The sequence below is a fragment of the Pseudarthrobacter chlorophenolicus genome (assembly GCF_000962805.1).
Lineage (GTDB): Bacteria > Actinomycetota > Actinomycetes > Actinomycetales > Micrococcaceae > Arthrobacter > Arthrobacter chlorophenolicus_A.
Genome location: NZ_JZTW01000003.1, coordinates 87,517 through 114,392, shown reverse-complemented (window position 1 = coordinate 114,392; position 26,876 = coordinate 87,517). Strand labels below are relative to the sequence as shown.

At 67.7% G+C, this 26,876-nt stretch carries 21 protein-coding genes; 7 read left to right on the top strand and 14 right to left on the bottom strand.

Annotated features, from left to right (window positions below; genetic code table 11):
- Positions 1-37: 37 nt before the first annotated feature.
- Both UC32_RS05155 and UC32_RS05150 read right to left on the bottom strand, forming a co-directional pair.
- On the bottom strand, positions 38-2,230 hold the full coding sequence (locus UC32_RS05155; RefSeq protein WP_045730179.1) for a putative bifunctional diguanylate cyclase/phosphodiesterase: 2,193 nt from the start codon (positions 2,228-2,230) through the stop codon (positions 38-40).
- Between the two features lie 154 nt (positions 2,231-2,384).
- Complete coding sequence (locus UC32_RS05150; protein ID WP_015936364.1) at positions 2,385-2,654, bottom strand: GlsB/YeaQ/YmgE family stress response membrane protein; 270 nt, start codon at positions 2,652-2,654, stop codon at positions 2,385-2,387.
- Positions 2,655-2,873: 219 nt separating this feature from the next.
- Between UC32_RS05150 and UC32_RS05145 the strand changes: the two genes are divergently transcribed.
- Complete coding sequence (locus UC32_RS05145) at positions 2,874-3,740, top strand: HAD hydrolase family protein (protein ID WP_045730178.1); 867 nt, start codon at positions 2,874-2,876, stop codon at positions 3,738-3,740.
- A 25-nt stretch (positions 3,741-3,765) separates the two neighbouring features.
- On the opposite strand, the gene UC32_RS20245 is transcribed toward UC32_RS05145, so the two are convergent.
- The 6 genes from UC32_RS20245 to UC32_RS05115 are packed head-to-tail and all read right to left on the bottom strand — an operon-like array spanning position 3,766 to position 12,890.
- The gene (locus UC32_RS20245; protein WP_200896319.1) at positions 3,766-6,906 is read right to left on the bottom strand and encodes a glucosaminidase domain-containing protein; all 3,141 of its coding nucleotides are present in this window, start codon (positions 6,904-6,906) and stop codon (positions 3,766-3,768) included.
- A gap of 18 nt (positions 6,907-6,924) precedes the next feature.
- Positions 6,925-8,244 carry a hypothetical protein gene (locus UC32_RS05135; RefSeq protein WP_045730177.1) on the bottom strand — a complete coding sequence of 440 codons (1,320 nt, stop codon included), beginning with the start codon at positions 8,242-8,244 and terminating at the stop codon, positions 6,925-6,927.
- 27 nt (positions 8,245-8,271) lie between these two features.
- Positions 8,272-8,994: a hypothetical protein gene (locus UC32_RS05130; RefSeq protein ID WP_045730176.1), complete on the bottom strand. Its 723-nt coding sequence runs from the start codon at positions 8,992-8,994 to the stop codon at positions 8,272-8,274.
- 42 nt (positions 8,995-9,036) lie between these two features.
- Positions 9,037-10,335, bottom strand: coding sequence for a hypothetical protein (locus UC32_RS05125; protein WP_082071920.1), 1,299 nt, complete (start codon positions 10,333-10,335; stop codon positions 9,037-9,039).
- On the bottom strand, positions 10,325-12,592 hold the full coding sequence (locus tag UC32_RS05120; protein ID WP_052690522.1) for a hypothetical protein: 2,268 nt from the start codon (positions 12,590-12,592) through the stop codon (positions 10,325-10,327). Before UC32_RS05120 ends, UC32_RS05125 begins: the two co-directional genes overlap by 11 nt.
- Positions 12,593-12,650: 58 nt before the next feature.
- Positions 12,651-12,890, bottom strand: coding sequence for a hypothetical protein (locus UC32_RS05115; protein WP_152642560.1), 240 nt, complete (start codon positions 12,888-12,890; stop codon positions 12,651-12,653).
- Positions 12,891-12,976: 86 nt separating this feature from the next.
- On the opposite strand from UC32_RS05115, the gene UC32_RS05110 reads away from it, so the two are divergent.
- Positions 12,977-13,810, top strand: coding sequence for an AfsR/SARP family transcriptional regulator (locus UC32_RS05110; RefSeq protein ID WP_045730173.1), 834 nt, complete (start codon positions 12,977-12,979; stop codon positions 13,808-13,810).
- On the opposite strand, the gene UC32_RS05105 is transcribed toward UC32_RS05110, so the two are convergent.
- On the bottom strand, positions 13,755-15,161 hold the full coding sequence (locus tag UC32_RS05105; RefSeq protein ID WP_045730172.1) for a UDP-glucose dehydrogenase family protein: 1,407 nt from the start codon (positions 15,159-15,161) through the stop codon (positions 13,755-13,757). The two genes, UC32_RS05110 and UC32_RS05105, sit on opposite strands and share 56 nt — an antisense overlap.
- Complete coding sequence (locus UC32_RS05100) at positions 15,158-16,315, bottom strand: glycosyltransferase family 4 protein (RefSeq protein WP_200896318.1); 1,158 nt, start codon at positions 16,313-16,315, stop codon at positions 15,158-15,160. The genes UC32_RS05105 and UC32_RS05100 overlap by 4 nt, the downstream gene beginning before the upstream one ends.
- A 265-nt stretch (positions 16,316-16,580) precedes the next feature.
- On the opposite strand from UC32_RS05100, the gene UC32_RS05095 reads away from it, so the two are divergent.
- Positions 16,581-17,162, top strand: a complete 582-nt coding sequence (locus UC32_RS05095) for a PRC-barrel domain-containing protein (protein WP_235423592.1) — start codon at positions 16,581-16,583, stop codon at positions 17,160-17,162.
- A gap of 177 nt (positions 17,163-17,339) precedes the next feature.
- Complete coding sequence (locus tag UC32_RS05090) at positions 17,340-18,653, top strand: cell division protein PerM (protein ID WP_045730171.1); 1,314 nt, start codon at positions 17,340-17,342, stop codon at positions 18,651-18,653.
- A 39-nt stretch (positions 18,654-18,692) separates the two neighbouring features.
- On the opposite strand, the gene UC32_RS05085 is transcribed toward UC32_RS05090, so the two are convergent.
- Positions 18,693-19,124 carry a hypothetical protein gene (locus tag UC32_RS05085; RefSeq protein WP_045730170.1) on the bottom strand — a complete coding sequence of 144 codons (432 nt, stop codon included), beginning with the start codon at positions 19,122-19,124 and terminating at the stop codon, positions 18,693-18,695.
- A 39-nt stretch (positions 19,125-19,163) separates the two neighbouring features.
- Between UC32_RS05085 and purN the strand changes: the two genes are divergently transcribed.
- Positions 19,164-19,730 (top strand): phosphoribosylglycinamide formyltransferase, encoded by a 567-nt coding sequence (gene purN / locus UC32_RS05080; RefSeq protein WP_045730169.1) that lies wholly within the window; start codon positions 19,164-19,166, stop codon positions 19,728-19,730.
- Between the two features lie 116 nt (positions 19,731-19,846).
- Here purN and UC32_RS05075 read toward each other — a convergent pair whose 3' ends face one another.
- Complete coding sequence (locus tag UC32_RS05075; protein ID WP_045730168.1) at positions 19,847-21,199, bottom strand: MFS transporter; 1,353 nt, start codon at positions 21,197-21,199, stop codon at positions 19,847-19,849.
- Positions 21,200-21,340: 141 nt separating this feature from the next.
- On the opposite strand from UC32_RS05075, the gene purH reads away from it, so the two are divergent.
- Entirely contained in the window at positions 21,341-23,038 is a 1,698-nt protein-coding gene (gene purH, locus UC32_RS05070; protein WP_045730167.1) for a bifunctional phosphoribosylaminoimidazolecarboxamide formyltransferase/IMP cyclohydrolase, read from the top strand.
- A gap of 69 nt (positions 23,039-23,107) precedes the next feature.
- Here the strand turns inward: purH and UC32_RS20740 are convergent, their stop codons facing one another.
- Positions 23,108-23,245: a hypothetical protein gene (locus UC32_RS20740; RefSeq protein WP_200896327.1), complete on the bottom strand. Its 138-nt coding sequence runs from the start codon at positions 23,243-23,245 to the stop codon at positions 23,108-23,110.
- Between the two features lie 19 nt (positions 23,246-23,264).
- Positions 23,265-24,233 (bottom strand): trypsin-like serine peptidase, encoded by a 969-nt coding sequence (locus UC32_RS05065; protein WP_045730166.1) that lies wholly within the window; start codon positions 24,231-24,233, stop codon positions 23,265-23,267.
- Positions 24,234-24,567: 334 nt separating this feature from the next.
- Here UC32_RS05065 and UC32_RS05060 point away from each other — a divergent pair, with 334 nt between their 5' ends.
- The gene (locus tag UC32_RS05060; RefSeq protein WP_045730165.1) at positions 24,568-26,787 is read left to right on the top strand and encodes an NADP-dependent isocitrate dehydrogenase; all 2,220 of its coding nucleotides are present in this window, start codon (positions 24,568-24,570) and stop codon (positions 26,785-26,787) included.
- The last annotated feature ends 89 nt before the right edge of the window (positions 26,788-26,876 follow it).

Genomic DNA, 26,876 nt, shown 5'->3' with positions numbered 1-26,876 from the left:
GCAAGGCCCGGCGTCGTCCCCGTGCCGTAGCCGCCAGCTAGCGCTGCTGCAGCGCGCCCAGCACCTCTTCGGCCCGGCGTAGCGCCTTCTCCAGGCGCGCGGCCGGCTCAGGCAGCGAGAACAGGTAGCCCTGCAGCGCATCGCAGTCGAGTGCCGTGAGGTAATCAGCTTGTGAGGCAGTCTCGATTCCCTCCGCGGTGACGGTCAGCCCCAGGCTGTGCGCCATGTTGATCATGGAACTGAGGATGGGCAGGCGTTCGCTGCCGGTCCGCACCATGGACACAAAGGTCTTGTCGATCTTCACGGTGTCCACCGGCAGGTCCTGCAGCCGGCCCAGGGAGGAATAGCCCGTGCCGAAGTCGTCCAGGGCAACCCGCGCGCCGGCCTCCCGCAGCGTGCTGAGCTGCCTGATCAGGTCGCAGTCGGCGTGGAAGAACACGCTTTCGGTGACTTCCAGCACCAGCTGCCGGGCGGCCACGCCGCTGGTCTCCGCCAGGCCCAGCACCTTCGCGGCGAAGTCGTGTTCCTGCAGCTGCACGCCGGAAACATTTACGGCCAGCGACCTTGCCGGGTCCTCGCCCAGCCAGTCCGCCAGCTGCGCCATGGCCTGCGCCATCACGTCAAGGCCGATGTCCCGGATCAGTCCAGTGCGTTCAGCCAGTGGAATGAAGTCCGACGGCGGCACCCGCCCGGCGCCGCGGTCCCACCGTGCGAGGGCCTCGAACTGGACCACCTGCCCGCTGCGGTGCGACACGATGGGCTGGAAGTCCACCGAGATCTCCCCGCCCTGCAGGGCGAACTGCAGGCCGCTTTCCATGTCTGTGCGTTGCACCAGGGCAGCCATCATGTCCGGATGGAACCGCAGGAAACGGTTCTTCCCGGCGGCCTTCGCCGCGTACATGGCGATGTCCGCCTGGCGAAGCAGCTCTGACGGGCCCACCGCGTCCCGTCCCCGCGATGCCACGCCGAGGCTGAGGCTGGGGCGGAGGGCGCGGCCGCTGATGGTGACGGGGACGTGCAGGCAGCGGACAATGCATGCCGCGATTTCGTCCACGTTGGGGCAGGCCGTCAGGAGCACCACAAACTCGTCACCGCCGAGCCGTGCCACCACATCCGCGGCGGGGACGCAGCCGCGGAGCCTGCGGGCCACCTCGATCAGCATGTCATCCCCGGCCTGGTGGCCCAGGAGGTCATTGACCTCCTTGAAGTCGTCCAGGTCGAGGAGCAGCACATCAACGGCCTTGAGCCGGGGTTCCTGCAGCGATCCGGCCAGGGCGTCGTTGAACACCGCCCTGTTGGCCAGGCCGGTCAGCGGGTCCTGGAAGGCCATGACGCGCAGCTTTTCCGCCTGCTCCGCCAGGTCAAGCATGGCCTGGTGCGCTTGTTCCTGGGCTCTGCGCCGGGGAGTGACATCCCGGAAGCTCCACACCCGCCCCACAACTTCCTCTCCCACCTTGTGGGGGCGGGAATACCGTTCGAAGGTGCGGCCGTCCTTGAAGTCCACAACGTCGTGGCTCTCGGCTGTGGTGTTGCCCTGGACTTCCAGGAGCCTGGCAAGGAACGCCCCGGGGTCGGTGAGCTGGCTGGTGATGCGCTCCATTACCGGGTCTCCGCTTTCACCTTCCATGAGTTTTCGGGGAATGTTCCACATGGTGAGGAACTGGTCGTTGTAGCCGGCCACGGTGCCGTTGGAGCCCATCACCAGGATGCCGTCCGCGGTGGACTCCAGGGTGGACGTCAGCAGGGACATCGCCTGGCGAAGGTCCGCATTCGTGGCCTGCCGGTGTGAAGTACCCCGGACCGAGAGGAGGACATGTGCCCCGCCCGGGACCCCGTCGTCGGGCGCGGCGTCCGTGGCATGGCCGGCGCCGGCCGCTGCATTGCCGGGCAACTGCCCGGCCCCGGCGGGAAAGAGGGACCCGGCCACTTCGGCTGAGAAGCTGGTGCCGTCGGCATGGACCCAGGACACTTCCCGCGGGTGCGCAGCGGACCGGTCCAGGATCTGGCGGATGAGCCTGTCCGCCTCGGGGTGGGAACGGTCGGCCAGGAGCCTCCGGTAATCCAGGCCGGTGAGGAACCTGCGGTCCAGCCCGAACAGTCTGGTTGCTGCCTGATTGGCCAGGGTGATGGTGCCATCAGACGCGAGAGCCAGGAAGGCATCCGGGCTGGCGTCAAGCATCGCCTCGAACGTCCGGACAGCCATTGTGCTCTCGTGGCTGGATTCAGCCATACCACCACCCCCTCGCACATCATAAGGTGCCAACTGCCGGTAATGGTGGCCAGCTTCACTACGGATTGGGCACGAATACGGGTTCCGGCCCGGAACGCGGAAACGCCGCCCCGCTGCCGGGACGGCGTTTCTGCGCTAATGGATGAAGGGGCTGCTAGGCCCGGTGTCCGCTGCGGTTCATGACTGCACCGTAGATCAGCAGGACCACGATGGAGCCGAGGATGGCCAGCAGCCAGGTGCGGATATCGAAGAATTCGGCCAAGCCGCCACCGAAGATCAGGGACCCGATCCAGCCGCCGAGGATAGCGCCGACAACGCCGAGGACCATGGTCACCACCCAGCCGCCGCCCTGACGGCCTGGCAGGATGGCCTTTGCAATGGCGCCCGCAATCAGGCCCAAGATGAGAAATCCGAGAATGCCCATGCTGTCACTCCTTATTAGTAAGTTGTGCCGTGCCCCCATCTCCGGTTCCCTAATTCAATCAGCGTGCTTACTTCGCTGCAAGGCTTTGAATATCACAGGATGACTATCAGTTTTCGCGGTAAACACCCGCCTGGGCAGCCCTCTTGGCCCGGCAGGACGGCGAATTCGAGGCCTTCGATAGGATGAATTGTCCCCTCAGCACATTCCTAGGAGCCCGGCATGTCCAGCCAGCAAACAGACCGTCCGCGCGCCATTTTCCTCGACATTGACGGGACGTATGCGGACCACGGGCTGGCCCCGGCAGCCCATGTGGAAGCCGTGCAGGAAGTGCGGCGCCGTGGCCACCTGGTGTTCGTCTGCACCGGGCGCCCGCTGTCCATGGTGCCGGCCCACATCCTGGAGGCAGGGTTCGACGGCGTGATCACCGGCGCGGGTGCCCGGGTGGAAATGAACGGAGAAGTGCTCAAGGACACCCGTTTCGAACCAGACGTGGCCGCCCTCATCGTGGACACCCTGGACGCCCACGACGTCGCCTACATCCTGGAGGCTCCCGAAGCCTTGCTGGGCCGCACCGGAGTGGGCGAACGGCTCCGGCGGGTCCTGACCCCCGTCTTTGCCGGCCGGTCCCGGCACGACGGCGTCCTCAGCACCGACGTGGATCCCGTGGAGGACATCCTGGGCCCGGTCCAATACAGCGACGACCTCCGCGGGGCGTCCTTCGCCAAGATCTCCTGCTTCGATTCCCCGGTACCGCTGACCCGCCTCATGGGTGGCCTCGGCCCGCAGGTGGGGCTCATCCCCAGTTCGCTGTCCGCCCTAGGCGATTCCGCCGGCGAGATCTTCATGGCCGGAACCCACAAGGCGGTGGGCATCCAGGTGGTGGAGGAACGCCTGGGCCTCAACCGGGAGGACATCGTGGCCATCGGCGACAGCGCCAACGACATCGAGATGCTCGAGTACGCCGGGGTGGGCATTGCAGTGGAGGACGGCCATCCCGGTGTGCTCGCCGTTGCGGACCGGCTCACCCCCGGCCCGGCCGGCAACGGCGTGGCGCTCGCCTTCGCCGGCCTGGGCCTCCTGGACTAACACGTCCCCTGGCCGGACCACAACCCTAGGCGGCCCGCTCGATCAGCCGCAGGACGCTGGTCAGCGTGGCCGCATAGGACGGGTCCGTGGCATAGCCTGCTGCCGCCACCGCCCGCGCGAAGGCGTACGGGTCCGCGGTGTGCTCGAACGCCGGGCGGTACCTGGAGTTGCGGCGCAGGAAGCCGCCGTGGTCCGCAAATGATTCCTCCGCGGACTGGTAGGCCCGGAACCAGTCCAGCACCACATAGTTGTACTTCCCGTCCGGCCGCTGCGTCACCGAGATGACCTGCGGGAACTTGCCGTTCGGATGGCCCAGCACTTCCCGCGTCTGCAGCAGCTGGCGCTGGGATTCCGGGATGGTGTCCTTCGCCTTGATGCCGAAGAAGTTGAACCGGGGCGCCTTCTTGCCCCAGCCCGATTCCAGCGCCGCCTGCCCCAGCGTCACCAGCCACGGCACGCCGCTGGCCTGCTCGCCGCGCCGGGCTTGGAGGCCGTACCGGTTGACGAAGTCGCGGACATGCGCCGGGACGTTGCCGCCGGGCTTTGGGGCTGGATTCGGGGGCGCAGGATTCGGTGGAACTGGCGGCTGCGGTGCCGGCGAAGGTCCGCCGCCCAGCCCGGGAACGCCGGAGCCGAACAGCGGGCTGGGGTTGCGGGCACCCTCCCAGCTGAGGTCCACATGGATGTGGTCGGTGTGCTTGTTCGGCTGGGTGTAGGGGCGCCAGCCGTCGGCGCGGCGGGCCCAGCTCCACTGGTTGTGGTTCCAGATGATGTAGGCCACCTGAAGTTCCACGGCGTTGCTCTGCATCCACGCCACGTAGGCTTCGGCCTGGGCTTTCTCGGCTGGCCGGTCCACCCGGGCATACAAATCCACGGAGCGGCCCTCGCCGTGCAGGGACGGGGTGCCGGCCTCGGTCTTGCGGCAGTTGAAGGTGCCGGCCTGCCGGCCGGTCAGGCGCTTCCACTGATCGGCCATGGCCCGGGCCCCCGGCTGTGCACCGGTTGCACAGCGGACGAACGTGCCACGGACCACCCGCCCGGCGGCCCGGTCCGACGACTGCGGCGCGGGCTGCGGCGCGGGTGCTGCCTTCCGGGCAGTCCGGTGTGCGTTGATGGCCGCCACGGCCGCGGCGCCGGCGGAGCCGGAGAGGTACGTCCAGGCCGTCCACTTGCCGCGTACATCGATGTGGGCAAAGCCCGCCCCGATCCCGACGCCGATCCCGTCGCCCAGGACGTCCACGGCGGCCTTGGCGATGTCCAGCCCGGACATTCCGGCCACCGTCACGTCCGCCGCCTGCCCGCTGCAGTGCCTGCTGAGGGTTGGCTTCTTCGGTGGTTTTGCGTTGCGGTAGACAGCCACGTTGCGTTCCCAGGACCGGTAGCCGGACGTGATCCGCACCGGCCGGCCAACCCTGTCCCGCAGCTTCTGCAGGGCCGCCACCAGGACGGGGGAGATGCGTGCCTTCTCCGCATACTGGTTTCCGCTGAACACGAGCTCACCCACGGTGAAGTTGGGGGAGAGTTTCCTGCTCCGCAGCGCCGGTCCCGTCTCGTACAGGGGCAGGCCGGTGTTGTTGGGGTCCCAGTGCTCCTCGCCCTCGCCGGTGCGGCCGGAAGTGGTGCCCAGCGAGGCGCCGGACGGGAAGACCTCATGCTCGCCGATGTCCTGGGCCTCGGACTGTTCGGCGGCCAGCTGCCATTCGCCGGCCTCGGCCTCGCCGGCTTCCTGGCCGGGCGATTCGCCGTTACTGTCCTCGCCGTAACTGTCTTCGGCAAGGCCGTCGCCGCTTTCGGTGGCCGCCGGTTCCGCTTCATCCCGAGGGGCACTGGACTGCCCGACGGCGCCCGCCTCCTCCTCGAAGGACGCTCCGGCGTCGTAGGCCTCGCCCGGGTCCGCTTCCGCGGCGCTGTCTTCGCCGAACCGCCACCCGGTTTCGGCGAAGTACAGGTCCTCGCCGTCCGCTTCGGCTTCCCGGGCGGTGGTTCCCGGCAGGGCGGCGGACGGGTCCGCCAGCAGGCGCCAGCCGAACTTCTTCGGGATGTCGTTGTGCGGCACCTTGGTGGATTCCACCCGGAACGGCGCCCCGGCGCCGAGGGCCTTCAGCGACTTTGCCACGCGCTCGCTGTTCCGTGCCGTGGGCTCACCCGGCCGGAAGACCACCCGCAGCGCACCGCTCCCGGCCGCCACCCGGCGTCGGGCCCACGCAATCAGCGCCGACGGGTCGGAGTAGAGCGCGTCGAAGGTGTGGACCTCGTCCGGGTCCGTGTGCCGCAGGATGGCCATCAGCGGTGCTCCGCCGCCGGAGTGCGCGGTGATGATCAGCTTCCCCTGGCTGGCGTTGGATCCTGTCTGCTTGTTGAAGGCGTCGATGGCCGTGGCCACCAGCTGCTGGAGTGCGCCCGCCTTGGTGAGCGCGGGGAAGGAGTAGCCGGAGCCGCTGTTGCCGCCGAAGTAGTGGCCGCGGGGGAGGACCGCCAGGGTTGGGGTGGTGCGGCCTGCCGTTACGGGCTGCTCGGGGTCTGCGAAGTCGAGTCCGCTGGCAGGTTCCTTGTCCCGGATGATGCTCATCGCAGCCCGCCGGCCGGAGTAGCCGTGCAGGTGGACCACCACGTCCACGGCCGTGGTGCCCTGCGGCATGCTGTTCCATTTGAGGAGCAGGTCCGGGGCCGTACCCCTGTGGATGCGGAGCAGTGGCAGCCGGTCAACCACCAGGCGGCCCGGCGGCATCGTGCCGGGCTGGTCTTCGAAGTACGCCCCGGGTGCGGGGGCCGCGCCAGTTTCGGTGTCCGGCCCGGGGCTGCCGGCAGCGAAGTCCTCCTGGACCTCCCAGGTGCTGGCGCCGCCGTCGGACTGGCCTTCCTGCAGGTCCGGCGCTCCGGCCCATTGCTGGAAAGCGAGGTCCTCGTGGCCGCCCCAGGACAGGTTGTCGTAATCCTCGGCTGTCCCGGGCCACCCCGTTTCAGCGGCACCACCATCGGCGCCGAAGTCTTCGCCCTGGTCCCCGGCGCCACCTTCGGCGCTGAAGTCCTCAGTGAACCCCGCGCCGTTGTCCGGGTGGCCCTGGAGCGAAAAGACGTCCTGTTTCACGGGCCAGCCGGGATGTTCCTGATGCGCCTCGCCGTTGCCGTTGATGGCGAACAACTGCGCCACACTGTAGTCCTCCATGACCTGGCCTCCCTGGTCCTAGACCGTGGCCTTGGTGCCGTTGCTCGGGGCCGGGGCGAACACCGGTGCCGAAGCCGCGGGAGTTGGTTCGGGCAGCCGCAGCGGTTGGGCAGGGCGCTTGGCGTCAGGGCTGACCGACACCACCGTGGGGTCTTTGATCCTGGTCCCGGTGGCGGACTGCCACAGGTCGATGATGCGGATCATGGCGTCGGCAACCACCGGGTTGGGCACCATGTTGGAGTGGTACAGCATCTCTGCGTCCGATTCGTCGTTGAAGGCACCGTTTTCGATGAACCACATCAGCGGTGAGAGCAGGCCCGCAAGTTCGAACAGTTCCCGGGTTTCGCGTGGCGGGTTGATCCCCACCCTGGCTCCGATGGCCGCCAGCCGGTCCGCCGGGTTGCCGTTGACGCCTGCCTCCGCTTTGAGGTCCTTCACTACTGGAGTCTCGTACTCCACGGTCAGGTGCATCCAGTTGAGCATGCAGACATAGGCGAACTCCTCCTGCGCCAGCATCCCGCCGCGCCGGCGCATGGTCAGCATCTCCGAGAGGGACTGGCAGAGATAGGCGATGTAGGAGCGGTCCGTGGCGTTGGGGCCTCCCTGGTTCCGGTCGTTCAGGATGCCCTGCCACACCTGCCGCAGCAGCTCTTCCCAGATGTCGAAGAACCGGGCGTTGCTGCCGGCTCCCACGTCCTTCTTCCATGGCTGCCCCTCCAGGGCGCTGCCCAGCGGTGTGGCAAGCGGCGCGTGGGACAGGTCCCGGCCGAACATGCGCCAGTACGCGTTGCGGCGGTTCACCCGGGCGTCGGGGCGCAGCTGGCTGGTGACCCCCAGGATGTGGAAGGCCGGCGGGTCGCGGAAAAACAGCTCCTCGGTGTTCCGCGCCCACACCAGGGTCTGGACCGACGGCGGTGCCAGCGTTTCGCCCACCTTGTAACGCCGCACCACCTCACCCAGGATTTCCACGATGCCCGTGTTCTCCAGCAGGAACGCGTAGATCAGGTGGTCCCACGGCAGCGGCTGGGTGGTGCCCAGCAGCGGCGGCACGTTGTAGCCCGGCGGGATGCTGGTGCCCTGGGTGATGGCACTGGGATAGGCGCCCAGCAGCAGCGGCGGCATCTTCAGGGCGTCAATGACGGCCTGTTGCCCGGTGGTGGCGGTCAGCGTGGGGCCGGGGTTTGGAAAGTACTTGACCACGCCGTTCACCGCGAACACCTCTTCCAGCCAGCGGCTGAGCTGCCGCGGGTTGTGGGCGAACACCACGTCCGGGTTGGGCGTGGCAGCGGGGTTCAGCAGGGTGGGATCGACAACCAGCCTGGCTAGCGTACGGAACATCGTGAGCCTCCAAAACGATTCGTGAATTCAGCGCCGGTAGGGGATGCCAAACGCGATGGGCAGGGCACGGCCGTCCAGCAGTTCCACGTACTGGACCTTGTCCGATTTCAGGTCGAGGCCGTTGTTCTGCAGCGCACCAACCTGGACCAGGTCCCGGGGGGTGTTGTCCAGGTACTGGATGCCCACCGTCGCCGAGCCGGAGGGCAACGGGCCCTTGAATGTCATCCGGTAGCGGACCGCCGTGGGGGAGGACGCGGCGCCAACTTTGGTGATTTCGGGCGGTTCGAGGATGGATCCGTCACGGCCGTTCCGGGTGCGTTTGCGGCTGCCCAGGACGTTGCTGAGCGCGTTGAACTGCAGCCCCAGGAGGAGCTGGCCGGGATCGGCGTCGATCCTGCGTCCTCCCACCGGGCCCGGCGGCTTGGCCTCAGCCTGCCTGTCGATCTTCTTCAGCAGCTCGGCGTCCTTCTCCCGGCGCGCCTGCTGTTCCTCCACCATGTGCCTCACCAGCACATAGTCGGCCTCCCGCAGCTCCGCCTGAGCAGCGAAGAGGCTGCGCTGTTCGGCGAAGACCTCCCGCATCACGGCGCCCATCTGTTCGCCGAGCGCCTTGGCCACCACCAGGGTGAGCTCCTCGGCAGCAGCCTGGGCGTCAGCGGCGCCGGCCGCTTCGCTGGCCTGGCTCGACTGGGTGGTCTTGGCCGACGCGCGGCCTGATGTCCGGGCGTTGCCCGTCTCCTCCTGTGCCATGACGGCGCTCCTTTCCTTGCTGCTGTTTGCCCCTGTGGTGGGTCAGGCTGCGGCGGCCGCAGCGCCGCCGATCCTTCGAAGCCAAAGTTCGACGCCGTCGTCGGACGTTGGCGCGGACTGGCCGTTATGCAGTGCCTGGCCGTTGACGACGGTCCAGGCGAGCACGCGCATCGCCTCCAGCCGCTGCAGGTACGTGGACGTGTACAGGGAGGCGCCGGCCCGCTCAGCGAGGCGGGCAAGCTCTGCCGGCGCCACGGCGCGCGGGTCCGCGATCGAGGCAAGCGGCGCGCCGCCGAAGGCCCGCAGCGGGATCCGCGTGCAGACGTCCACCAGCGCGGGGAGGCTGGCTACGCTGGCCCTGCTGATCGCCTGGACGTCCTTGGAGGCGCGGGATAGCGGATGGCGGAGCATCCAGGAGCGGGCAATGCCGTCCCACGGGCCGGGCCCGAACCAGGACCGGCACAGCCCGGCGTTGAACAGCACCCGCACCCAGCCGAACGGATGCGGATCGCCGATGGACATCCGGAAGACCTTGCTGCTGGGACCGTCCACCACGGTGGCCAGGGCTGGCAGCGGTGCGTAGCCCAGCAGGGCGAAGGCATAGACGTCGGCGGCCACCTCGCTCGCCCAGCTGCGCCAGCTCTCGGCGGCCAGGACCGAAACCGGGGCCATCCGCTCGTACAGCGCGGCCCCCAGTTCGGCGGTCCAGCCGGTCATGTGCGCCACCTGATGTCCGGTTTCGTGGACCAGGGACGTGGGCCGCCACAGGTTGTGGCGGGTGATCTTGATGGCTGCCACCGGTGAGAGTGACGCGTCCCAGAGCCTGGCGCCGGAGCGGAGGATGGACGCCCCAAGCCCCTTGTCCAGGTATGTCAGGACCGGCGGGGCAGCCATTCCCAGCGGCCGCAGCACCCTGTCCATGCTGTCCACTGCGAGGGCATCGAGCCCGCGCAGCACAGCGCCAAGCCGGGGGCTGGTCCTGGTGTTGACGGCGTCGCCATAGAAGTCCAGGACGGTTTCCACCTGCTCATACCGGCGCCGCAACCGCAGCAGTGATTCGCGGACCGCCGCCAGGTCGCCGGGGTCCGAAGCCGTGGCCAGGCGGGAGCCGAGCGCACCGGCTTCGGCGGCCACGCCGGTGGCCACGGCCCGCAGGCTGGAGCGGAGGCTGAGGCCCATGTAGCTTTCGAGCGCCTGCCAGGCCGCCGCGGAGGCGAGGACTTCAAGGTCCGTCAGCGCGGAGCTGGCGCGCTGCCAGTGCCGCACCTCCAGGGCCAGGGCGTCCTTTTCGGTTCCGAAGCCGTCTGCGCGGTAGCCGTGCGGCCGGGTGTCATAGGGCACTGGTCTTCCACCCCGCATGAACGCTCACGTCCGGCGGCTGGACGGCGCCGCCGATCTTGTCCCGGGTGATGTCATGGAACGTGGCCGTGATGGTCACGCCGTGGGCCGGTTCTGCCACCGCGGCCGCCAGTTGGGCGGACCGCTGGCTGAGGAACCTGGACAACGACGCCGCCAGCGCCTTGAGCAGCGCATCCACCGGGGCGGAGGCCTCGGCTGCGTCCTTGGCCAGCTGGTGCCGCACCAGGCGGGACGCGAGAAGCAGCGGCAGCCGGCTTTCGTAGAGGCCGCGCAGGGCGGCCAGCACGGAGGGGAGGTCCCGCCGGGCGGATGGGGAAGATGGCTGCAGCAGGGCCAGTACCTGCTGGGCCTGCCGTTCGGACAGCCGGAGCTGGACCCGCAGCCGCCGCTTGGAAGGCTCCATCACCACATGCAACCGGCGTGCCAGCCGCTTGGCCCGGCTGATCCGGTTCAGCGCGGTTGACCGGATACGGAAGTACCGGCGGCCCACCTGCGGCCGGGGCCGTCCATGTCCGGCGGCGCCCAGGCCACCGGTGGCCATGCCGCCTAAGCCCGGACGTCCCAGCGCAGGTTCCCGGAGCAGCAGCCCGGCGATCTCGGGTGTCAGCAGCTGGAACTCGCTGCTGTCGGCCCCAAGCGCCTCATCAGTGGATTCGTCTTGGGTGAAGTGCCCGAACTGGGTGCCGGGGATGGCCTCGTAGAGGTCCACCTCGGCCTCCAGCGGCCAGCGCCGGACGCCGCGGTCCAGCAGGTGCCCTTCCAGGGTGCCGCCATCGGACCAGCGGATGGCCCGGGCCGCCTGCCGGGTGATGGGAACCGCGAACACGCGGGTGTATTTGCGGAACCGGTAGCGGGGCTTGGCGGTGCGTGGCATCAGGATCCACACGCCGCCCTCGCCGGCAGTTTCGCGTTCCGGCAATTCCTGGTGAAGCACCCTGTCCGGGAGGTACGCGGCCGCCGCCTCCACGAACGCCTCCTGGACTGCTGAGGCGAGTTGGAGCTGGTCCTCGAAAGTGGCTTCCGGCAGTTCCATGAGCCTCAGGGCCGTGCCTTCCACAGTGGAGGCAACAGCCTCCGCGGCCCGCATCCGGTCCGGGTCCGCTTCAGTCTCGAAACCGAACACCTTCAGGCCCAGGTCAGCCACCGGCGTGGCCAGCAGCTTTGCCGGGCCCTCACCGATCAGGCCCTTGGCCAGGTTCGCGAGGATGTCCGCGACGAATTTGACCACCCGCTGCCGGCCGATGATGGAGATGCCCAGCTTGATGAGTGGCTGGACGGCCATCACCGCCGGCAGGAACTGCTCGATTTCGGCGGCCGGGGTGCTGCCGTCCGGCAGGGCGGCCAGCCGCTCCGTGAACCTGGCCCGGGCCGTTTCCAGCGCGGCCAGGGAGTCTGTTGACTCGTACTGTGCCGGCTCGAAGAAGTTCTCGCCCAGTTCCTCCTCAGCCTCCGGGGCGTACAGCAGGGAGGCCACTTCAAGGCCGAAAACTTCGGCGATCCCCTCGGCCGAGGCATGGTCTTCAGCTTCCGCTTCCGAGACACCAAGCTTCGCTGCCAGCTTGCGGGCCAGCGGCCTGACGCTGGCGGGAAGCCGGTTCATGGCGGCGCTGATCACCCTCCGGAGCAACGGCCGGACCAAGCCTTTGAGCTTGCCCAGCAACAGGTTCACCGGCAGCACCTTGCCTACCGCTGCGATGCCTTTCTTGACCAGGCTGACAGCGCCGCCCACCAGCTTCTTGCCAGCACGGAGGAGTCCGCCCAGGAAGTCCTCATAGCCGGAGAGCCCGTGAGGGGCCTGGTTGCCCGCGGCCTCCAGCAACTGCTCGAACTCCTGGGCGGGCATGCCGTAGAGGTCCGAGCCTGCCAGCCGCTCGGCGAAGCCGTCGAGGGCCCGTTCCGCTTCAGCGGCCACCGGCTCGATCCAGTCCTCCAAAGATGCACGCGAATCGGCTTCGGCCGGGAGGGAGGACCAGTTGCGCTGGTCAGCGAGCTGGTGGGCGGCGGCGTCGTTGATCAGCTGTTCCAGGGAGTCGACGAAGTCCTCGTCCTCCAGTTCCGCGAAAAAGGTGGCAGCTTCCCCGGCCCCGGGCGCGAAGGCCTCGGAGATGAACCGTGCGGGGAACGGCGAGTTGAGGCCGGCCTCCGGTGTGGCCTCGGGGCTGGCCGGGGCAGCGGGAGGATCTGCCAGTGACAGACCGGAGAAAAGAGCCTCGCTGGTTGGGCCTGGCTGGGCGTCCATGACAGCCTCCTTAGGGGGATGGGGATTACAGGGTGGAGCGGGGCTGTATGCGCCAGCGTCAATCGTCTGTAGTAACTTCCGCTCCGCTTCCGGCCGGCGGCGGGTCCAGCTCTGCGATGAGGGATTCGAGCAGTACCACCAGGCCCGCGGTTCCGGAAACTACCCAATTCCGGCGGGTCCCGTCGGTGGTCAAAACACGGATAATCAACCCTTGTGGGTTACGCCAGGCCCGCAGTACGATCACGGAGTATTCGGCAGTCATGGCGGAGATGATCCGCCGGAAAGCCTTTCCGGGCATCAACATTGCGTAGCGATGTTGATCATCGCCACCTCAGTGGCAGGTCTCCCTACCGGTCTGCGTCCGATTGAACGTGGGGTCCTTCAATGTCGTCTGCTTTCCTCCCCGCCACCGGTGGCCATCCCGTTCCGGATCCCCTTCCCACTGCTGTTCCAGGTGCTGAAGCACCGGCACGCCTGTACCTGCTCAACGGCTTCGCGCTGTTCCTCGCCGAGGACCGGGTCCGGCTCCCGATGCATGCCCAGCGGGTCCTGGCGTTCCTGGCGCTCGCGCGGCAGGACGGCGTGAAGTGTTCCCGCGACGCGGTGGTGGGCCGGCTCTGGGCCGATTCGAGCACGGAGCACGCCAACGGCAGCCTCCGCACAGCGTTGTGGCGGATCCGTTCGGCCTGGGCCGGGCTGGTGTCCGCCGGGCGGAACGAGCTGGCGCTGGGGGAGGAGGTGACCGTGGACCTGCAGCAGTGCCGGGACCAGGCCGGCCGGCTGCTGTCGCAGGGGATGGACCTGGCAGCCGGCGATATCAACTGTTCACCGCTGACCGGCGAACTCCTGCCTGCATGGGACGAGGACTGGCTCCTGGTGGAGCGGGAACGGCTGCGGCAACTTCAGCTCCACGCGCTTGAGGCGCTCGCGGTCAGGCTGCGGAAGCTGGGCCGCTACCCGGAAGCGATCGACGCCGCCCTCCGGGCCGTGGCTATTGAACCACTGCGTGAATCGGTCCACGCCGTCCTCATTGACGTCTGTTTCGATGAGGGAAACGTGGCGGCAGCCCATTCCTACCTGCGGCAGTACCGTACGCTCCTGCAGTCCGAACTGGGACTGGAACCGTCGCCGCAGATCCTGGCCCGGTTCCGGTCGCCCGTGGCTACCGACGTGCGCGCTGCGCCGGCACCAGCGTTCCAGCCAGCTCCGGCCGTGTGACCGCCGATGAATCCCGGGACGTGCCAAGGCCGCGCACCACCCAGCCCTCTGCCTGCCATGCGGCAGCGTCCAGTGCGTTGCGCGCATCCAGCAGCACCCGCCGTCGTACCAGGCTGCCTGCAACGGACGGGCACAGTTGGCGGTACTCATCCCACTCGGTGAGGAGCAGCACCAGTTCTGCGTCTTCCATGGCCCGGGTAGCCTTGGCCTCGAACCGCAGCCGGGGGTAGCGCCGCCACGCGTTGTTCACGGCCTTGGGGTCGGTGACGGTCACGTGGGCTCCGGCCGCGGTGAGGCGGTCCGCCACGTCCAGGGCGGGGGAGTCGCGGATATCGTCCGTGTCCGGTTTGAAGGAGGCGCCCAGCACTGTGACGGTCCGGCCGGCCACGGTACCGCCGCAGAGCTCCGCCGCCAGGTCCACCGTCCGCTGCCGCTGGCCAAGGTTGACCGAGTCCACCAGCTGCATCCAGTCCGCCACGGCATCCACGCCGTGGCCAGTGGCCTGCGCCCGGAAACTGCGGATGTCCTTGGGCAGGCAGCCGCCGCCGAAGCCCAGCCCGGCATGAAGGTACCGGTTCCCGATCCGCGAATCCAGTCCCATCGCCTCGCTGAGTTCCGCCACGTCCGCGCCGGACGCGTCGCACAGCTCCGATACCGCGTTGATGAAGCTGATCTTGGTGGCCAGGTACGCGTTGGCGGCGGACTTGATGAGTTCGGCCGTGGCGCAGCTGCAGACCTGCCGGGGGATGCCTGCGCGCAGCAGCGGCTCGTAGACCGCGTCCAGGGCTGCCGTCACTCCTACGGGTGCTCCGGTGGACCGGTTGAACGCAGCGGCTTTTCCGCCGTCCACGCCGTAGACCAGGCGGTCCGGCACCAGCGAGTCCGTCACGGCTGTGCCCTGGCGGAGGAACTCCGGGTTCCAGCCCAGCAGCACATCGGGCCGCCGGCCCAGCACCCCGCGCAGCATGTCCACAGTGCCCACGGGCACGGTGGATTTACCCACGACGACGGCGCCCGCGGCCAGGTGCGTCAGCAGCGCCCGGGTGGCGGAGACCAGGTAGGACAGGTCGGCGGCGTCGGAGGCCTTGTCCTGCGGGGTGCCAACGCACAGGAAATGCACCTGGGCTCCGGCGGCATCCGCAATGTCGGCGGAAAACCGGAGCCGTCCGGTGGCGCTGCCGTCCTGCAGCAGCTCATCCAGGCCCGGTTCATGAAAAGGCGCGGTGCCGCGCGCCAGCTGTTCCGCTTTCGCCTGGTCCACGTCGATGCCCACCACTGTGTGGCCCATCGACGCCAGCGTGGCCGCGTGCACGGCGCCCAGGTAGCCGCAGCCGATCACCGAAATTTTCACAGAGCAGCTCCCTTGGCTTTGTACGAACCGGACAGGGCCGGCTGTTCGGCAATGACATCGGTGTAGTGGCGGATCAGTTCCGTGCACAGGGCCGGCCACGTGCGCGCCTGGACCGAGGCGTGTGCTGCGGCGGCGAACGCCCGGCGCTTGGCGTCGTCGCCCATCAGGTCCAGGACGTGGCCGCGCATGGCGGACAGGTCGCCGGGCTCGTAGAGCCAGCCGGTCCGGGAGTTCTCCACCAGGTCCAGCGGTCCGCCGCGTCCCGTGGCCACCACCGGCACCCCCGATGCCATGGCCTCCTGGATGGTCTGGCAGAACGTCTCGAACTCGCCCGGATGGACGAAGAGGTCAAAGGACGCCACCGCGCGGGCCAGGTCATCGCCGCCCAGGAACCCCGTAAAGACTGCCTGGGGGAGAGCCTCCTCGAGTGCCGCACGCTGCGGTCCGTCACCCACCACCACCAGGGTGGTGTCCGGAACTCCGGCCAGCGCCGCCAGGTCCTCCACCTGCTTCTCCACGGCCAGCCTGCCCACGTAGCCGATGATCCGCCGGCCGTCCGGGGCCACCGAAGCCCGCCACCCGTCGTCGCGCTTGTCCGGCGAGAACCTGGCAGTGTCCACCCCGCGGCGCCACATCCGGACCCGTGGAATGCCCCGGCCGCGCAACTGGTTCAGCGCGAACGTGGAGGGCACCAGGGTCCGGGAGGCAAGCAGGTGGATGTTTTCCACGCGATTCCAGGCCCAGTTCTCCAGGAAGGGGACGCCGTAGCGGGCCGCGTAGCCGGGAACTTCCGTCTGGTAGACCGCGACGGTGGGGATGCCAAGCTGGGCCGCCGCCTGGGCAGCCCGCCAGCCCAGGACGAACGGCGAGGCCAGGTGGACGACGTCCGGTGCGTAGTCGGCAAGGATTCGCTTGACCCGGTACACACCGCCCATCGCCACCCGGACATTCGTGTAGCCCGCAAGCGGGACTGCCGGAAGCCGGTGGACCTCGGCGCCCTTGACGTGGTTCTCCGCGCCGCCGTCGTGCGCTGACGGAGCAATGACCAGGACGTCGTCGCCCCGCTCCTGCAGATGGTCCAGCACCCGCAGGATGGAGTGCGTAACCCCGTTCATCAGCGGCAGGAATGATTCAGCAACAATTGCGATCCTCACCCCTCCACGGTGTGTGCCGGCCCTGACGCGGCGGGGATGAAGGAATGGCCCCGAGGGAAAGGTTCGGTGAACAGCAGGGAGTCGCCATGGCAGGTTTCGGAAAGCTACTAAGTAGACTTCCCATTTGATGCTAAGCATGCTTACTGTAGGGGGACAGCCAGTGCAGCGCCTCAAGCAACGGGGCGGGAGCCGAAGACCGGGGGAATCCCGTGCCGGAATCCGGCGCTGGCGCATGCTTAGTGCAACGACCATGCAAGGAGATGTCATGCTCAACCGGGAAAACATCGAAACCGTACTCCACAAGGGCGGCAACGTCATCGGAGCCGACGGCGACAAGATCGGTTCGATTGGCCAGCTCTACGCAGACGACGACACGGGTGAGCCCACCTGGGTCACCGTCAAGACGGGCCTCTTCGGTACGTCCCAGTCCTTCATTCCCGTTGAGGGCGCCCGCACCCAGGACGACGACCTGGTGGTTCCCTACACCAAGGACCACGTGAAGGACGCCCCGCGCGTCGAGGTGGACGGCCACCTCACCCCCGAGGAAGAGGACCGGCTGTACACGCACTACGAGCGCGGAGCCACCACCTACTCGGAGTCGCAGGACACGGTTCAGAATGACGTTGACCTGCAGGGTGACGCCGACCTGAACGCCGGCACACCCACCGCAGGTGTCACGGGCAGCGGCGGAGCCGGCGGCGAACGGGACTACGACGCCGGACGCGGCAGGCTGCGGAAGTACGCCAGCACCGGCGTTCCCGGGCAGCGCGAGGAAGTCCGCGGGGAACACGCCGACGCGGACGGCCTGGCCGGTGACCGGCACCTGGGGGATGACAAGCGCCTCTAAAACGAGGCGCGCATCGCGGAAGCCATCTAAAGGCATCTGATGCTTCGGTGCCTGGTGGTTCCAGATAGGTGCGCGGATGCCGGGCGTCCCATCAGGACTCCCGGCATTCGTGTGCCTGCACTCCCGGGGCCTGTCGCTGGCGGGCAGCGCGGGTGCGGCGTGACACCATGGATCACGATGAAACTGCGCGCTGACCAGACCGGAGACCGTGGCCTTCCCATGCCCTTGTGGCTGCAGGGAGCTATTGAAACAGCCCAGGCGGCGGTCATCTCCGCGCTGGCCGTGCTGGTTCCCATCATTGCCGTCTGGGCAACGGCCGGTTTCAAGGACGACGGGTTTGAGACGCTCGCCCGGCTCGCCGGCCAGTCCTGGCTCCTGGTGCACGGCGTTCCGCTGGAACTGGCAGCCGCCGGATCCACCGCCGCATCCCACACCGGCTCAGGCCTGCTGACGCTGGTGCCCCTCGGACTGACACTGATCCCGTTTCTGCTCGCCTGGCGAGCCGGACGGCGCCTGGCCCGGGCCTCCTACACGGACCAGCTGTGGCAGGCGCTGCTGGGATCATGGGTGGTCTACTCCGCCTTCGGCGTGGCCACCGGTTTTGTCTGCCGCACCCCGGATGTCGGCATCAACCTCGGGTACGCCATGGTGATTCCCCTGATCCCCTTCGCCCTGGGCATGGTTATCGGCGCCCGCCGCGAAGCAGGATCGTGGAGCCGGCTGATCGGCGTGGACGCCGTCGACTGGATCTCGCGGACCAGCCAGCATTCACGGTGGGCAGGGTCCTACCTCGCCTCGGTGGTGAAGGCCGGGTTTGTGGCCGTGGCCGCCGCGCTTGCGCTGGCCGCGGTGCTGCTGGCCGTGGACCTGTTCGTCCACTGGAACCTGGTGCTGGCCGTCTATGAAGCGCTCGACGCCGGTGCCGCCGGAGGTGCGGCCCTCACCGTGGCGCAGCTCGGCTACCTTCCCAACCTGGTGGTCTTCGCCCTCGCCTGGACTTCGGGCTCCGGCTTCGCCATGGGAGTCGGATCCCAGGTGGGCCCGCTGGGTACCGCCGTCGGGCCACTCCCGTCCATCCCGGTACTGGCAGCTATTCCGTCCGGGCCACTGGACTACGCCTTCGTTGCCCTGATCGTGCCCGTGCTTGCCGGCGTGCTGGCAGGGTGGTGGTTCCTCCGCGAAGGTGAGAACCACTTCGATGAGTGGCTGTCCATCAAGGTCCGCGCACGCTGGTTCACCGCAACGGCCTCAACCCTGGTCCTTGCTGCGCTGGCCGGGGTGGCGGCGGGCCTGCTGGCCATGGGCCTGGCCTGGCTTGCCCGTGGCTCGGCCGGCATCGGCCGGCTGACCGACATCGGTCCCGACCCTCTCTGGACGGGTGTCTGGCTGGCCGCGGAGGTGGGTGCCGGCGTCGTGATCGGTTACGCTGCCGGGCCGTGGCTGGAACGTGACCGGGCCGGGGCGGAAGACGACGCGGAACTGGTCCACTAGCCTCGCCCCGGCCTGCGCGGCACGTCAGCGAACGCGTTGCTACGGTGCCGGGCGCGGGAGGGAACCCTCCAGCTGCACCTGGCAGGTCCGCTGTGCCTGGTCTGTAATAGCCCGGCCCACGCATGCCTGGTACTCCGCCGCCTGGTTGAAGAACAGGGCTGAGGCCAGGGTCAGCAGCACCATGCCGGCGGTCCACACCAGGCCGCAGATGGTGAAGAACAGAACCAGCCGGGACTCCTTCGAACGGAACCACCGGATCAACAGGACGATGCCCAGGGCCAGGGCGGCTGCTGTCAGGATTCCCGTCAGCCAGAGATAGCGGACGTCCAGCTGGTAGACGAAGAACGATCCCAGCACGGACACGATGAACATCTGGAACAGTGCGAGGGTCTTGGCCCGGGAGGCTTTTGCGGCCTCGCTGAGCGGCGGTTTTGTCCGCTGGGGACCGGCCGGTTCCGGTGTGGAGTTCATGTTTTCCAGCCTACGCGAGCCTGCCCATAAGCTAGACGCATGCGCATCGTAGTCCTCGTTTCCGGTACCGGCTCCAACCTCCAGGCTGTCATTGACGCGGTCAAAGCGGGGGAGCTGGACGTGGACATCGCAGCTGTGGGAGCGGACCGGCCCGGCACCTACGGCCTGGAGCGCTCAGCCGCGGCCGGGATCCCCACCTTCGTGGTGGACTTCAAGGAGTATCCGGACCGGGCCCGGTGGAACGCCGCGCTGACTCGGGAGGTGGCAGCGTTCCAGCCTGACGTGGTGGTGTCCTCCGGCTTCATGCGGATCGTCAGCCCGGAATTCATCGACGCTTTCGGCGGCAAGTACCTCAACACCCACCCGGCCCTGCTGCCGGCGTTCCCCGGCGCTCACGGCGTCCGTGATGCGATGGCCTACGGGGTCAAGGTCACGGGCTGCACCGTGCACTGGGCCGACGCCGGCGTGGACACCGGACCCATCATTGCCCAGGAAGCGGTGGCCATCGAGGACGCCGACACCGAAGAGACCCTGCACGAGCGCATCAAGGTGGTGGAGCGCCGGCTGCTGGTGTCCACCCTGGCCAGCCTCGCCGCTGCTGCCTGACCCTTACTCGACGCGCAAAGCCGTTTCCGACTCCCATATTCGGCGGCGCACCGGCTATGTGGTGCGCGCCGGCGACTGTGCGTGTCGAAAACGATTGTCCGTGTCCTGAGCGCCGGTCAGTCGAGGCGGCGCTGCCTGGTTTCGGGGGAGAAGAAGGCCATCCACAGCACTGCCACAAGCACCAGACCGCCGGCCAGGGCGAAGGACGTAGCCAAGCCCAGTTCGGGCCAGAAGTAGTTGGCGAAAATCAGCGGACCGAAACCGGCGCCCAGCCGCGAGAACGTGGACGCCCAACCGAAGCCGGTGCCGCGCAGCTCGGTGGGGTAGAGCTCCGACACATAGGCGTACAGCACCGGGATGGCCACCTGCACCACGAACCCGAACACCAGCAGCCAGAACACCGCTGCGGACGGAATGTCCACCACGAACGCCACGATCACCAGCGTCAGTGCGGACAGCGGGCCCGTGACCGCCAAGATCCATTTGCGGCCCACTCGCTCCACCAGCAGGGCGGCAACGATGACGCCCAGGAGTCCCACGGCGGCCATTGACGCGGTGGTGACGAATGCCTTGTATTCGGCGAACCCGGCGCCAATGAGGATCCGCGGCATCCACGTCAGTGACAGGTAGTAGACCAGCAGGATGCTGAAGAAGAGTGCCCACGCGGCGGTGGTGATCTTCCAGTTGAACTGCCAGACAGACCGCAGCTGGGTCCAGGCGCTGCCGGCGGAGAGCCGGGGTACGTCCTTGGCATCCGGCAGGCTGTAGGCCCGGGCTTCGGCGCCCGTGGCAGCCACCAGCCCGTCGATGACCTTCGCGGCCTCGTCCCGCCTGCCCTTGCGGATGAGGAACAGCGGCGACTCCGGCACGCTTCGGCGGACCCAGAACACCAGCAGGGCCGGCAGGACCATCACCAGCATCGTCGCCCGCCAGTCACCGTAGAGGGCCACCAGGCCGGCGGAAACGAAACCCGCCAGTGCTGCGCCCACCGGCCACCAGCCATCCATGGCGGTGAGCACTTTGCCGCGCTGCTTGCGGGGAGTGAACTCACCCACCAGCGCGTAGTCCACCGGTATGCAGCCGCCCAGGCCAAAGCCGGCCAGGAACCTGAACACACAGAACCAGATGAAGTCCGGGGCAAAGGCGCCGGCCACAGTGAAAACGGCGAACAGCAGCAGCGTGGCCGTGAACGCCTTCTTGCGGCCGATGGTGTCCGCGATGGTTCCCCAGATGAAGGCCCCCAAGGCCATGCCAATCAGGTTTGACGTCCCCACCCAGGCAACCTCACCGGGGGCCAGGGCCCAATGCTTCGACAGCAGGGGAATCAGGATGCCATTGAGCGTCACATCCCACGCGTCAAACATGAATCCGAGGCCGCCGATCAGGAAGATCCGCCCCTGGACTTTCCATCGCCAGGGCAGTTCCTGGACCACCTGTTCGCCGCTGGGCACAGTGGTGTAAGTGTTCATAGCCGCCTCCTTCTGAAACTTTAGCCCCGCCCACCGGCGTTCACACTCCGGCGGACACTCGGGGCAACGTGCGCTACGCGATAAACTGGCCCTATCCCCACCAACCGCGGCACTGAACCGCGAGATAAGACGGAGACATTTGTGAGCTTCACGCAGCATGAGCGCGTATCCATTGACCGTGTACCCATCCGCCGGGCCCTGATCTCGGTTTACGACAAGACCGGCCTGGAGGAGCTCGCCACAGGCCTGCACGCAGCGGGTGTGAAGCTGGTCTCCACCGGTTCCACCGCGAAGAAGATCGCTGCTGCGGGCATCCCCGTGCAGGAAGTTGAGGAAGTCACCGGTTCCCCGGAGATGCTGGACGGCCGCGTCAAGACGCTGCACCCCCGCGTTCACGGCGGCATCCTGGCGGACCGCCGCGTCCCCGCCCATATGGAGACGCTCGAAAGCATGGACATCGAGGCCTTCGACCTGGTGGTGGTGAACCTCTACCCGTTCGTGGAGACCGTCAAGTCCGGTGCCGCGCAGGACGACGTCGTGGAGCAGATCGACATCGGAGGCCCCGCCATGGTGCGTTCGGCCGCGAAGAACCATGCCGCCGTCGCCATCGTGGTGGACCCGTCCTTCTACGGCCAGGTGGTGTCTGCTGCCGCCGCCGGTGGTTTCGACCTGAAGACCCGGCGCCGCCTCGCGGCCAAGGCATTCGCGCACACGGCGTCCTACGACAACGCCGTAGCCACCTGGACTGCCAGCCAGTTCCTGGACGAAGACGGCGACGGCATCATCGACTGGCCTGCCTACGCCGGCATGTCCCTGGAACGTTCAGAGGTGCTGCGCTACGGCGAGAACCCGCACCAGCAGGCTGCCCTCTATGTGGACAAGGCCGCCCCGGTGGGCATCGCCCAGGCAGACCAGCTGCACGGCAAGGCCATGAGCTACAACAACTTCGTTGACGCCGACGCCGCCCTCCGTGCCGCCTTCGATTTCAGCGAACCGGCCGTCGCCATCATCAAGCACGCCAACCCGTGCGGCGTTGCCGTTGGTTCGGCAGGCGCCGCTGATCCCATCGCGGACGCCCACGCCAAGGCCCACGCCTGCGATCCCGTGTCCGCGTTCGGCGGCGTCATCGCAGCCAACCGTCCGGTCACGGCGGCCATGGCCAACACCGTCAAGGACATCTTCACTGAGGTTGTCATCGCGCCCGGTTTCGAGCCCGAGGCCGTGGAGATCCTCTCCAAGAAGAAGAACATCCGGCTGCTCTCCCTGCCCGAGGGCTACGGCCGCTACCCCACGGAGTTCCGCCAGGTTTCCGGCGGCATGCTGGTCCAGGTCAGCGACAAGGTGGACGCCGACGGCGACAACCCCGCCAACTGGACGCTCGCCGCGGGCGAAGCCGCCGATGAGAAGACCCTCGCGGATCTCGCCTTCGCCTGGACCGCCTGCCGTGCAGCAAAGTCCAACGCCATCCTCCTCGCGGACAACGGGGCAGCAGTGGGCATCGGCATGGGCCAGGTCAACCGCCTCGATTCCTGCAAGCTGGCCGTGGAACGCGCCAACACGCTGGGCCTCCTGGTGGAGTCCGGCACTGCCAGTGGGAGCGATGCTCCCGGCGGTGCCACCAACGCCAGCGGCGCCGGCGCACCGCCGCGTGCCCAGGGTGCCGTGGCAGCTTCGGACGCGTTCTTCCCCTTCGCTGACGGCCTGCAGATCCTGATCGACGCCGGCGTCCGAGCCGTCGTCCAGCCCGGCGGATCCGTCCGCGACGAGGAAGTCATCGCTGCGGCCAACGCCGCCGGCATCTCCATGTACTTCACCGGGGCGCGCCACTTCTTCCACTAAGCGGCTGCTCTAACGAACGACGGCGCCCGTTCCCTTTACAGGGGACGGGCGCCGTCGTTGGTTGCCTGCTTAGTCCTGGGCGTCCGGGTGCGGCCCTTGGGGTTCCGGCCGCAGCACCAGTTCCCGGGGCTTGGCCTCCGCCATCCGTTCATCGGTCCAGTACTCGAGGATCTCCTCGTGCGTCTCGGTCACCTCGATGTGGGCCACGCCCTCATCGGGTTCCTGGTTAGGACCGTGAGGCAACGCGGTAGGTCTTTTCTATCGAGTCGCCCCAGTACGGGCCGTACATGACCTTGGAGCCGCTGTAGCCGTAGCTGTTGATCGAGTTCTGAAGTCCGTCGGGGCCGGAGCCGATGAACCACGGGCCCCCGGAGGATCCGCTGGTCATGTCGCACGGAATGCCTTGGGTGGTGAAGTCCGGGTTGATGGTGTCGTCGGTGGCCGTGCCGGCGCAGCTCTTGAGGGTCTCACCGTTGTACTGCTTGTCGGCAGGGTAGCCGTAGGACGTGTAGTCCAGTCCGCGGTCCTGGTTGAACGCCACCCCGGAGCCGCCCACCACATCGGTGAGCAGGTCGCCGTCGAGGCGGTTCATGACGGCGAATGCCGTGTCATAGGAGATGTCGCCGGAGGCAGTCCATTCACTGGTGGTGTAGAGGTCGCGCGCTGTCCATTTTCCGTAGGGCGCCGCACCGTTCTCATAGGCGGGCACGAAGACGAAGTTCGTGGCCTCCTGGCCCGGGCCGCCGAAGACGCAGTGGCCGGCCGTGGACACGGTGCTCCTGTTCCTGGAGGTCACGGCGTTGCCCGAGCAGACGTAGTTGGCGCCGCCCATGCTGAAGAACACTTTGCCGATGTGGCTCACGGAACCGGCTTTTGCTGCCTTGGCCTTGCTGGCGCCGACTTTGGTGTTCTGCCCTTTGTTCACTGCGGTCGTGTTGGAACGAGGGCTCGTTGCCAGTGCTTTCCCGGCCAGGACATCACCGGGGATGGCGCCCTCCATCCGGTCGGCGGTCCAGTAGTCCGCGGCACCCGCAGCATTGACGGCGAGGCGGGCCACGGAGGGAAGCAGGGCGTCATCGGAGGAAGGGGCGGGGGAGGCCGGCGCGGCGGAGGCGCCGCCGGCGGTGGTCAGAGCCAGAACGGCTGCGGCGGAGAAGCTCAGGAAGCCGGAAGCCAGGGACCGGGTGCGTGTCATTGTTGTCCTGTCTGAACGGAAAGTGCCCCGGGGGAGAGGGCGCGGATCGACCTCAAGAATTTATCGCGCGCGTCACACATAAGTAAACAGGAGTGACTTACCCTGCAGCGGATAGGGGGCTGCGGAGCCGCAGGTCGGGAAGCCCGGCGCCGGGCGGGGTGGGGCACCCGGGCGGGTGCCGTCGTCGTACGCTTCTCTATCGCTGTAATCCTGCTCACGGCGGGGTCATCCAGCGCCCCCGGTAGGGTCCAAACCGGTGTCCTCGGGTAAGTTGTACTTGGTGAAATAGACAAAGGTTTCACAACCAAGCCGACCTTCAGGGAGACGCCCGCGCATGTCCAAGATTATCTACACCCACACCGACGAAGCGCCGATGCTGGCTACCTATTCGTTCCTGCCGATCATCGAGGCGTTCGCTTCGACTGCAGGTGTGGAGGTGGAGACCCGCGACATCTCGCTCGCCGGCCGCATCATCGCTGTGTTCGGCGATTACCTCACTGCGGAGCAGCAGACCGGTGACGCCCTTGCTGAACTGGGTGAACTGGCGAAGACGCCCGAAGCCAACATCATCAAGCTGCCCAACATCAGCGCTTCCATTCCGCAGCTGAAGGCCGCCATTGCAGAGCTGCAGGGCCAGGGCTACGCACTGCCGGATTACCCGGACAACCCTTCCTCGGACGAGGAGACCGCTGTCCGCTCGCGCTACGACAAGATCAAGGGCTCCGCCGTGAACCCGGTCCTGCGCGAAGGCAACTCGGACCGCCGCGCTCCGCTGTCCGTCAAGAACTACGCGCGCCAGAACCCGCACTCCATGGGTGCCTGGACCGCTGACTCCAAGACCAACGTGGCCACCATGGGCCAGAATGACTTCCGCTCCAACGAGAAGTCCGTCGTCGTTGAAGCTGAAGGCACCATCGCCATCCAGCTGGTCCGCGAAGACGGCTCGGTGAAGGTCCTTAAGAAGGCCTTCCCGGTCCTGGCGGGCGAGGTCATCGACGGAACCGTCATGCGCGCCGCAGCCCTGGACGAGTTCCTGAAGGCCCAGGTTGCCCGTGCCAAGGAAGAGGGCGTGCTGTTCTCCGCACACCTCAAGGCCACCATGATGAAGGTTTCGGACCCCATCATCTTCGGCCACGTGGTGAAGGCTTACTTCTCCGAGCTCTTCGACACCTACGGCAAGCAGCTTGCCGCCGCCGGCCTGAGCCCCAACAACGGCCTCGCTGCCATCGTCAGCGGACTCGAGGACCTGCCGGCGGATGTCCGCGACGGCGTCCAGAACCTCATCAAGAAGGGCCTCGAAGACGGCCCGGAACTGGCCATGGTGGACTCGGACAAGGGCATCACCACCCTGAACGTCCCCAGCGACGTCATCGTGGACGCGTCCATGCCGGCCATGATCCGCAGCTCCGGGCACATGTGGGGCCCGGACGGCAAGGAAGCCGACACCCTGGCAGTCCTGCCGGACAGCTCCTACGCCGGCATCTACCAGGTGGTCATCGATGACTGCCGCGCCAACGGCGCCTACGACCCCACCACCATGGGCACCGTCCCCAACGTTGGCCTCATGGCCCAGGCAGCCGAGGAATACGGCAGCCACGACAAGACCTTCGAAATCCAGGAAGCCGGTACCGTCCAGGTTGTGGATGGAACCGGCAATGTCCTGATCGAGCACGAGGTGTCCGTGGGAGACATCTGGCGCGCCTGCCAGACCAAGGACGCCCCCATCCGCGACTGGGTCAAGCTGGCCGTCACCCGTGCCCGCGCCTCGCAGACCCCTGCCGTGTTCTGGCTGGATGAGGAGCGCGCCCACGACGCCAACCTCATCGCCAAGGTCAACGAGTACCTGAAGGACCACGACACCGAGGGCCTGGACCTCCAGATCCTGTCGCCGGTCAAGGCCACCGCGTTCACCCTGGACCGGATCCGCAAGGGCGAAGACACCATCTCTGTTACGGGCAACGTCCTCCGCGACTACCTCACGGACCTTTTCCCCATCCTGGAACTGGGCACCAGCGCCAAGATGCTCTCGGTTGTTCCGCTGATGAACGGCGGTGGACTCTTCGAGACCGGTGCCGGCGGATCCGCGCCCAAGCACGTCCAGCAGCTGCTGAAGGAAAACCACCTGCGTTGGGACAGCCTGGGCGAGTTCCTGGCCCTGGCAGTCAGCTTCGAGCACCTGGCCACCACCACCGGCAACGCCCGCGCCCAGGTCCTGGCCGACACGCTGGACCGCGCCACCGGCACCTTCCTGCTGGAGAACAAGTCCCCGAGCCGCCGCGCCGGTGAACTGGACAACCGCGGCAGCCACTACTTCCTGGCCCGCTACTGGGCCGAGGAACTGGCCAAGCAGACGGACGACGCCGACCTCGCCGCCGCATTCAGCGCGGTCGCCAAGGAACTTACCTCCCAGGAGGAAACCATCGTTGGTGAGCTGGCTGCGGTCCAGGGATCGCCCGTGGACGTTGGAGGCTACTACCACCCCGAAGACGCCAAGGCCTCGCAGGTCATGCGGCCGTCCGCGACCCTCAACAAGGTCATCGACAGCCTGAGCTAGCGGCAGGCTGCTGCGGCAGTACACCAAAGAGGCGGTGCCCCGGAGCTGTTCCGGGGCACCGCCTCTTTCTTGTGCCGTTTACACAGTGA

Excerpts from the sequence above, each read along its gene's own strand:
- UC32_RS05155 (WP_045730179.1), bottom strand. The coding sequence starts at position 2,230 with ATGGCTGAATCCAGCCACGAGAGCACAATGGCTGTCCGGACGTTCGAG.
- UC32_RS05150 (WP_015936364.1), bottom strand. The coding sequence starts at position 2,654 with ATGGGCATTCTCGGATTTCTCATCTTGGGCCTGATTGCGGGCGCCATT.
- UC32_RS05145 (WP_045730178.1), top strand. The coding sequence starts at position 2,874 with ATGTCCAGCCAGCAAACAGACCGTCCGCGCGCCATTTTCCTCGACATT.
- UC32_RS20245 (WP_200896319.1), bottom strand. The coding sequence starts at position 6,906 with ATGGAGGACTACAGTGTGGCGCAGTTGTTCGCCATCAACGGCAACGGC.
- UC32_RS05135 (WP_045730177.1), bottom strand. The coding sequence starts at position 8,244 with ATGTTCCGTACGCTAGCCAGGCTGGTTGTCGATCCCACCCTGCTGAAC.
- UC32_RS05130 (WP_045730176.1), bottom strand. The coding sequence starts at position 8,994 with ATGGCACAGGAGGAGACGGGCAACGCCCGGACATCAGGCCGCGCGTCG.
- UC32_RS05120 (WP_052690522.1), bottom strand. The coding sequence starts at position 12,592 with ATGGACGCCCAGCCAGGCCCAACCAGCGAGGCTCTTTTCTCCGGTCTG.
- UC32_RS05115 (WP_152642560.1), bottom strand. The coding sequence starts at position 12,890 with ATGCCCGGAAAGGCTTTCCGGCGGATCATCTCCGCCATGACTGCCGAA.
- UC32_RS05110 (WP_045730173.1), top strand. The coding sequence starts at position 12,977 with ATGTCGTCTGCTTTCCTCCCCGCCACCGGTGGCCATCCCGTTCCGGAT.
- UC32_RS05095 (WP_235423592.1), top strand. The coding sequence starts at position 16,581 with ATGCTCAACCGGGAAAACATCGAAACCGTACTCCACAAGGGCGGCAAC.
- UC32_RS05090 (WP_045730171.1), top strand. The coding sequence starts at position 17,340 with ATGAAACTGCGCGCTGACCAGACCGGAGACCGTGGCCTTCCCATGCCC.
- UC32_RS05085 (WP_045730170.1), bottom strand. The coding sequence starts at position 19,124 with ATGAACTCCACACCGGAACCGGCCGGTCCCCAGCGGACAAAACCGCCG.
- purN (WP_045730169.1), top strand. The coding sequence starts at position 19,164 with ATGCGCATCGTAGTCCTCGTTTCCGGTACCGGCTCCAACCTCCAGGCT.
- UC32_RS05075 (WP_045730168.1), bottom strand. The coding sequence starts at position 21,199 with ATGAACACTTACACCACTGTGCCCAGCGGCGAACAGGTGGTCCAGGAA.
- UC32_RS05065 (WP_045730166.1), bottom strand. The coding sequence starts at position 24,233 with ATGACACGCACCCGGTCCCTGGCTTCCGGCTTCCTGAGCTTCTCCGCC.
- UC32_RS05060 (WP_045730165.1), top strand. The coding sequence starts at position 24,568 with ATGTCCAAGATTATCTACACCCACACCGACGAAGCGCCGATGCTGGCT.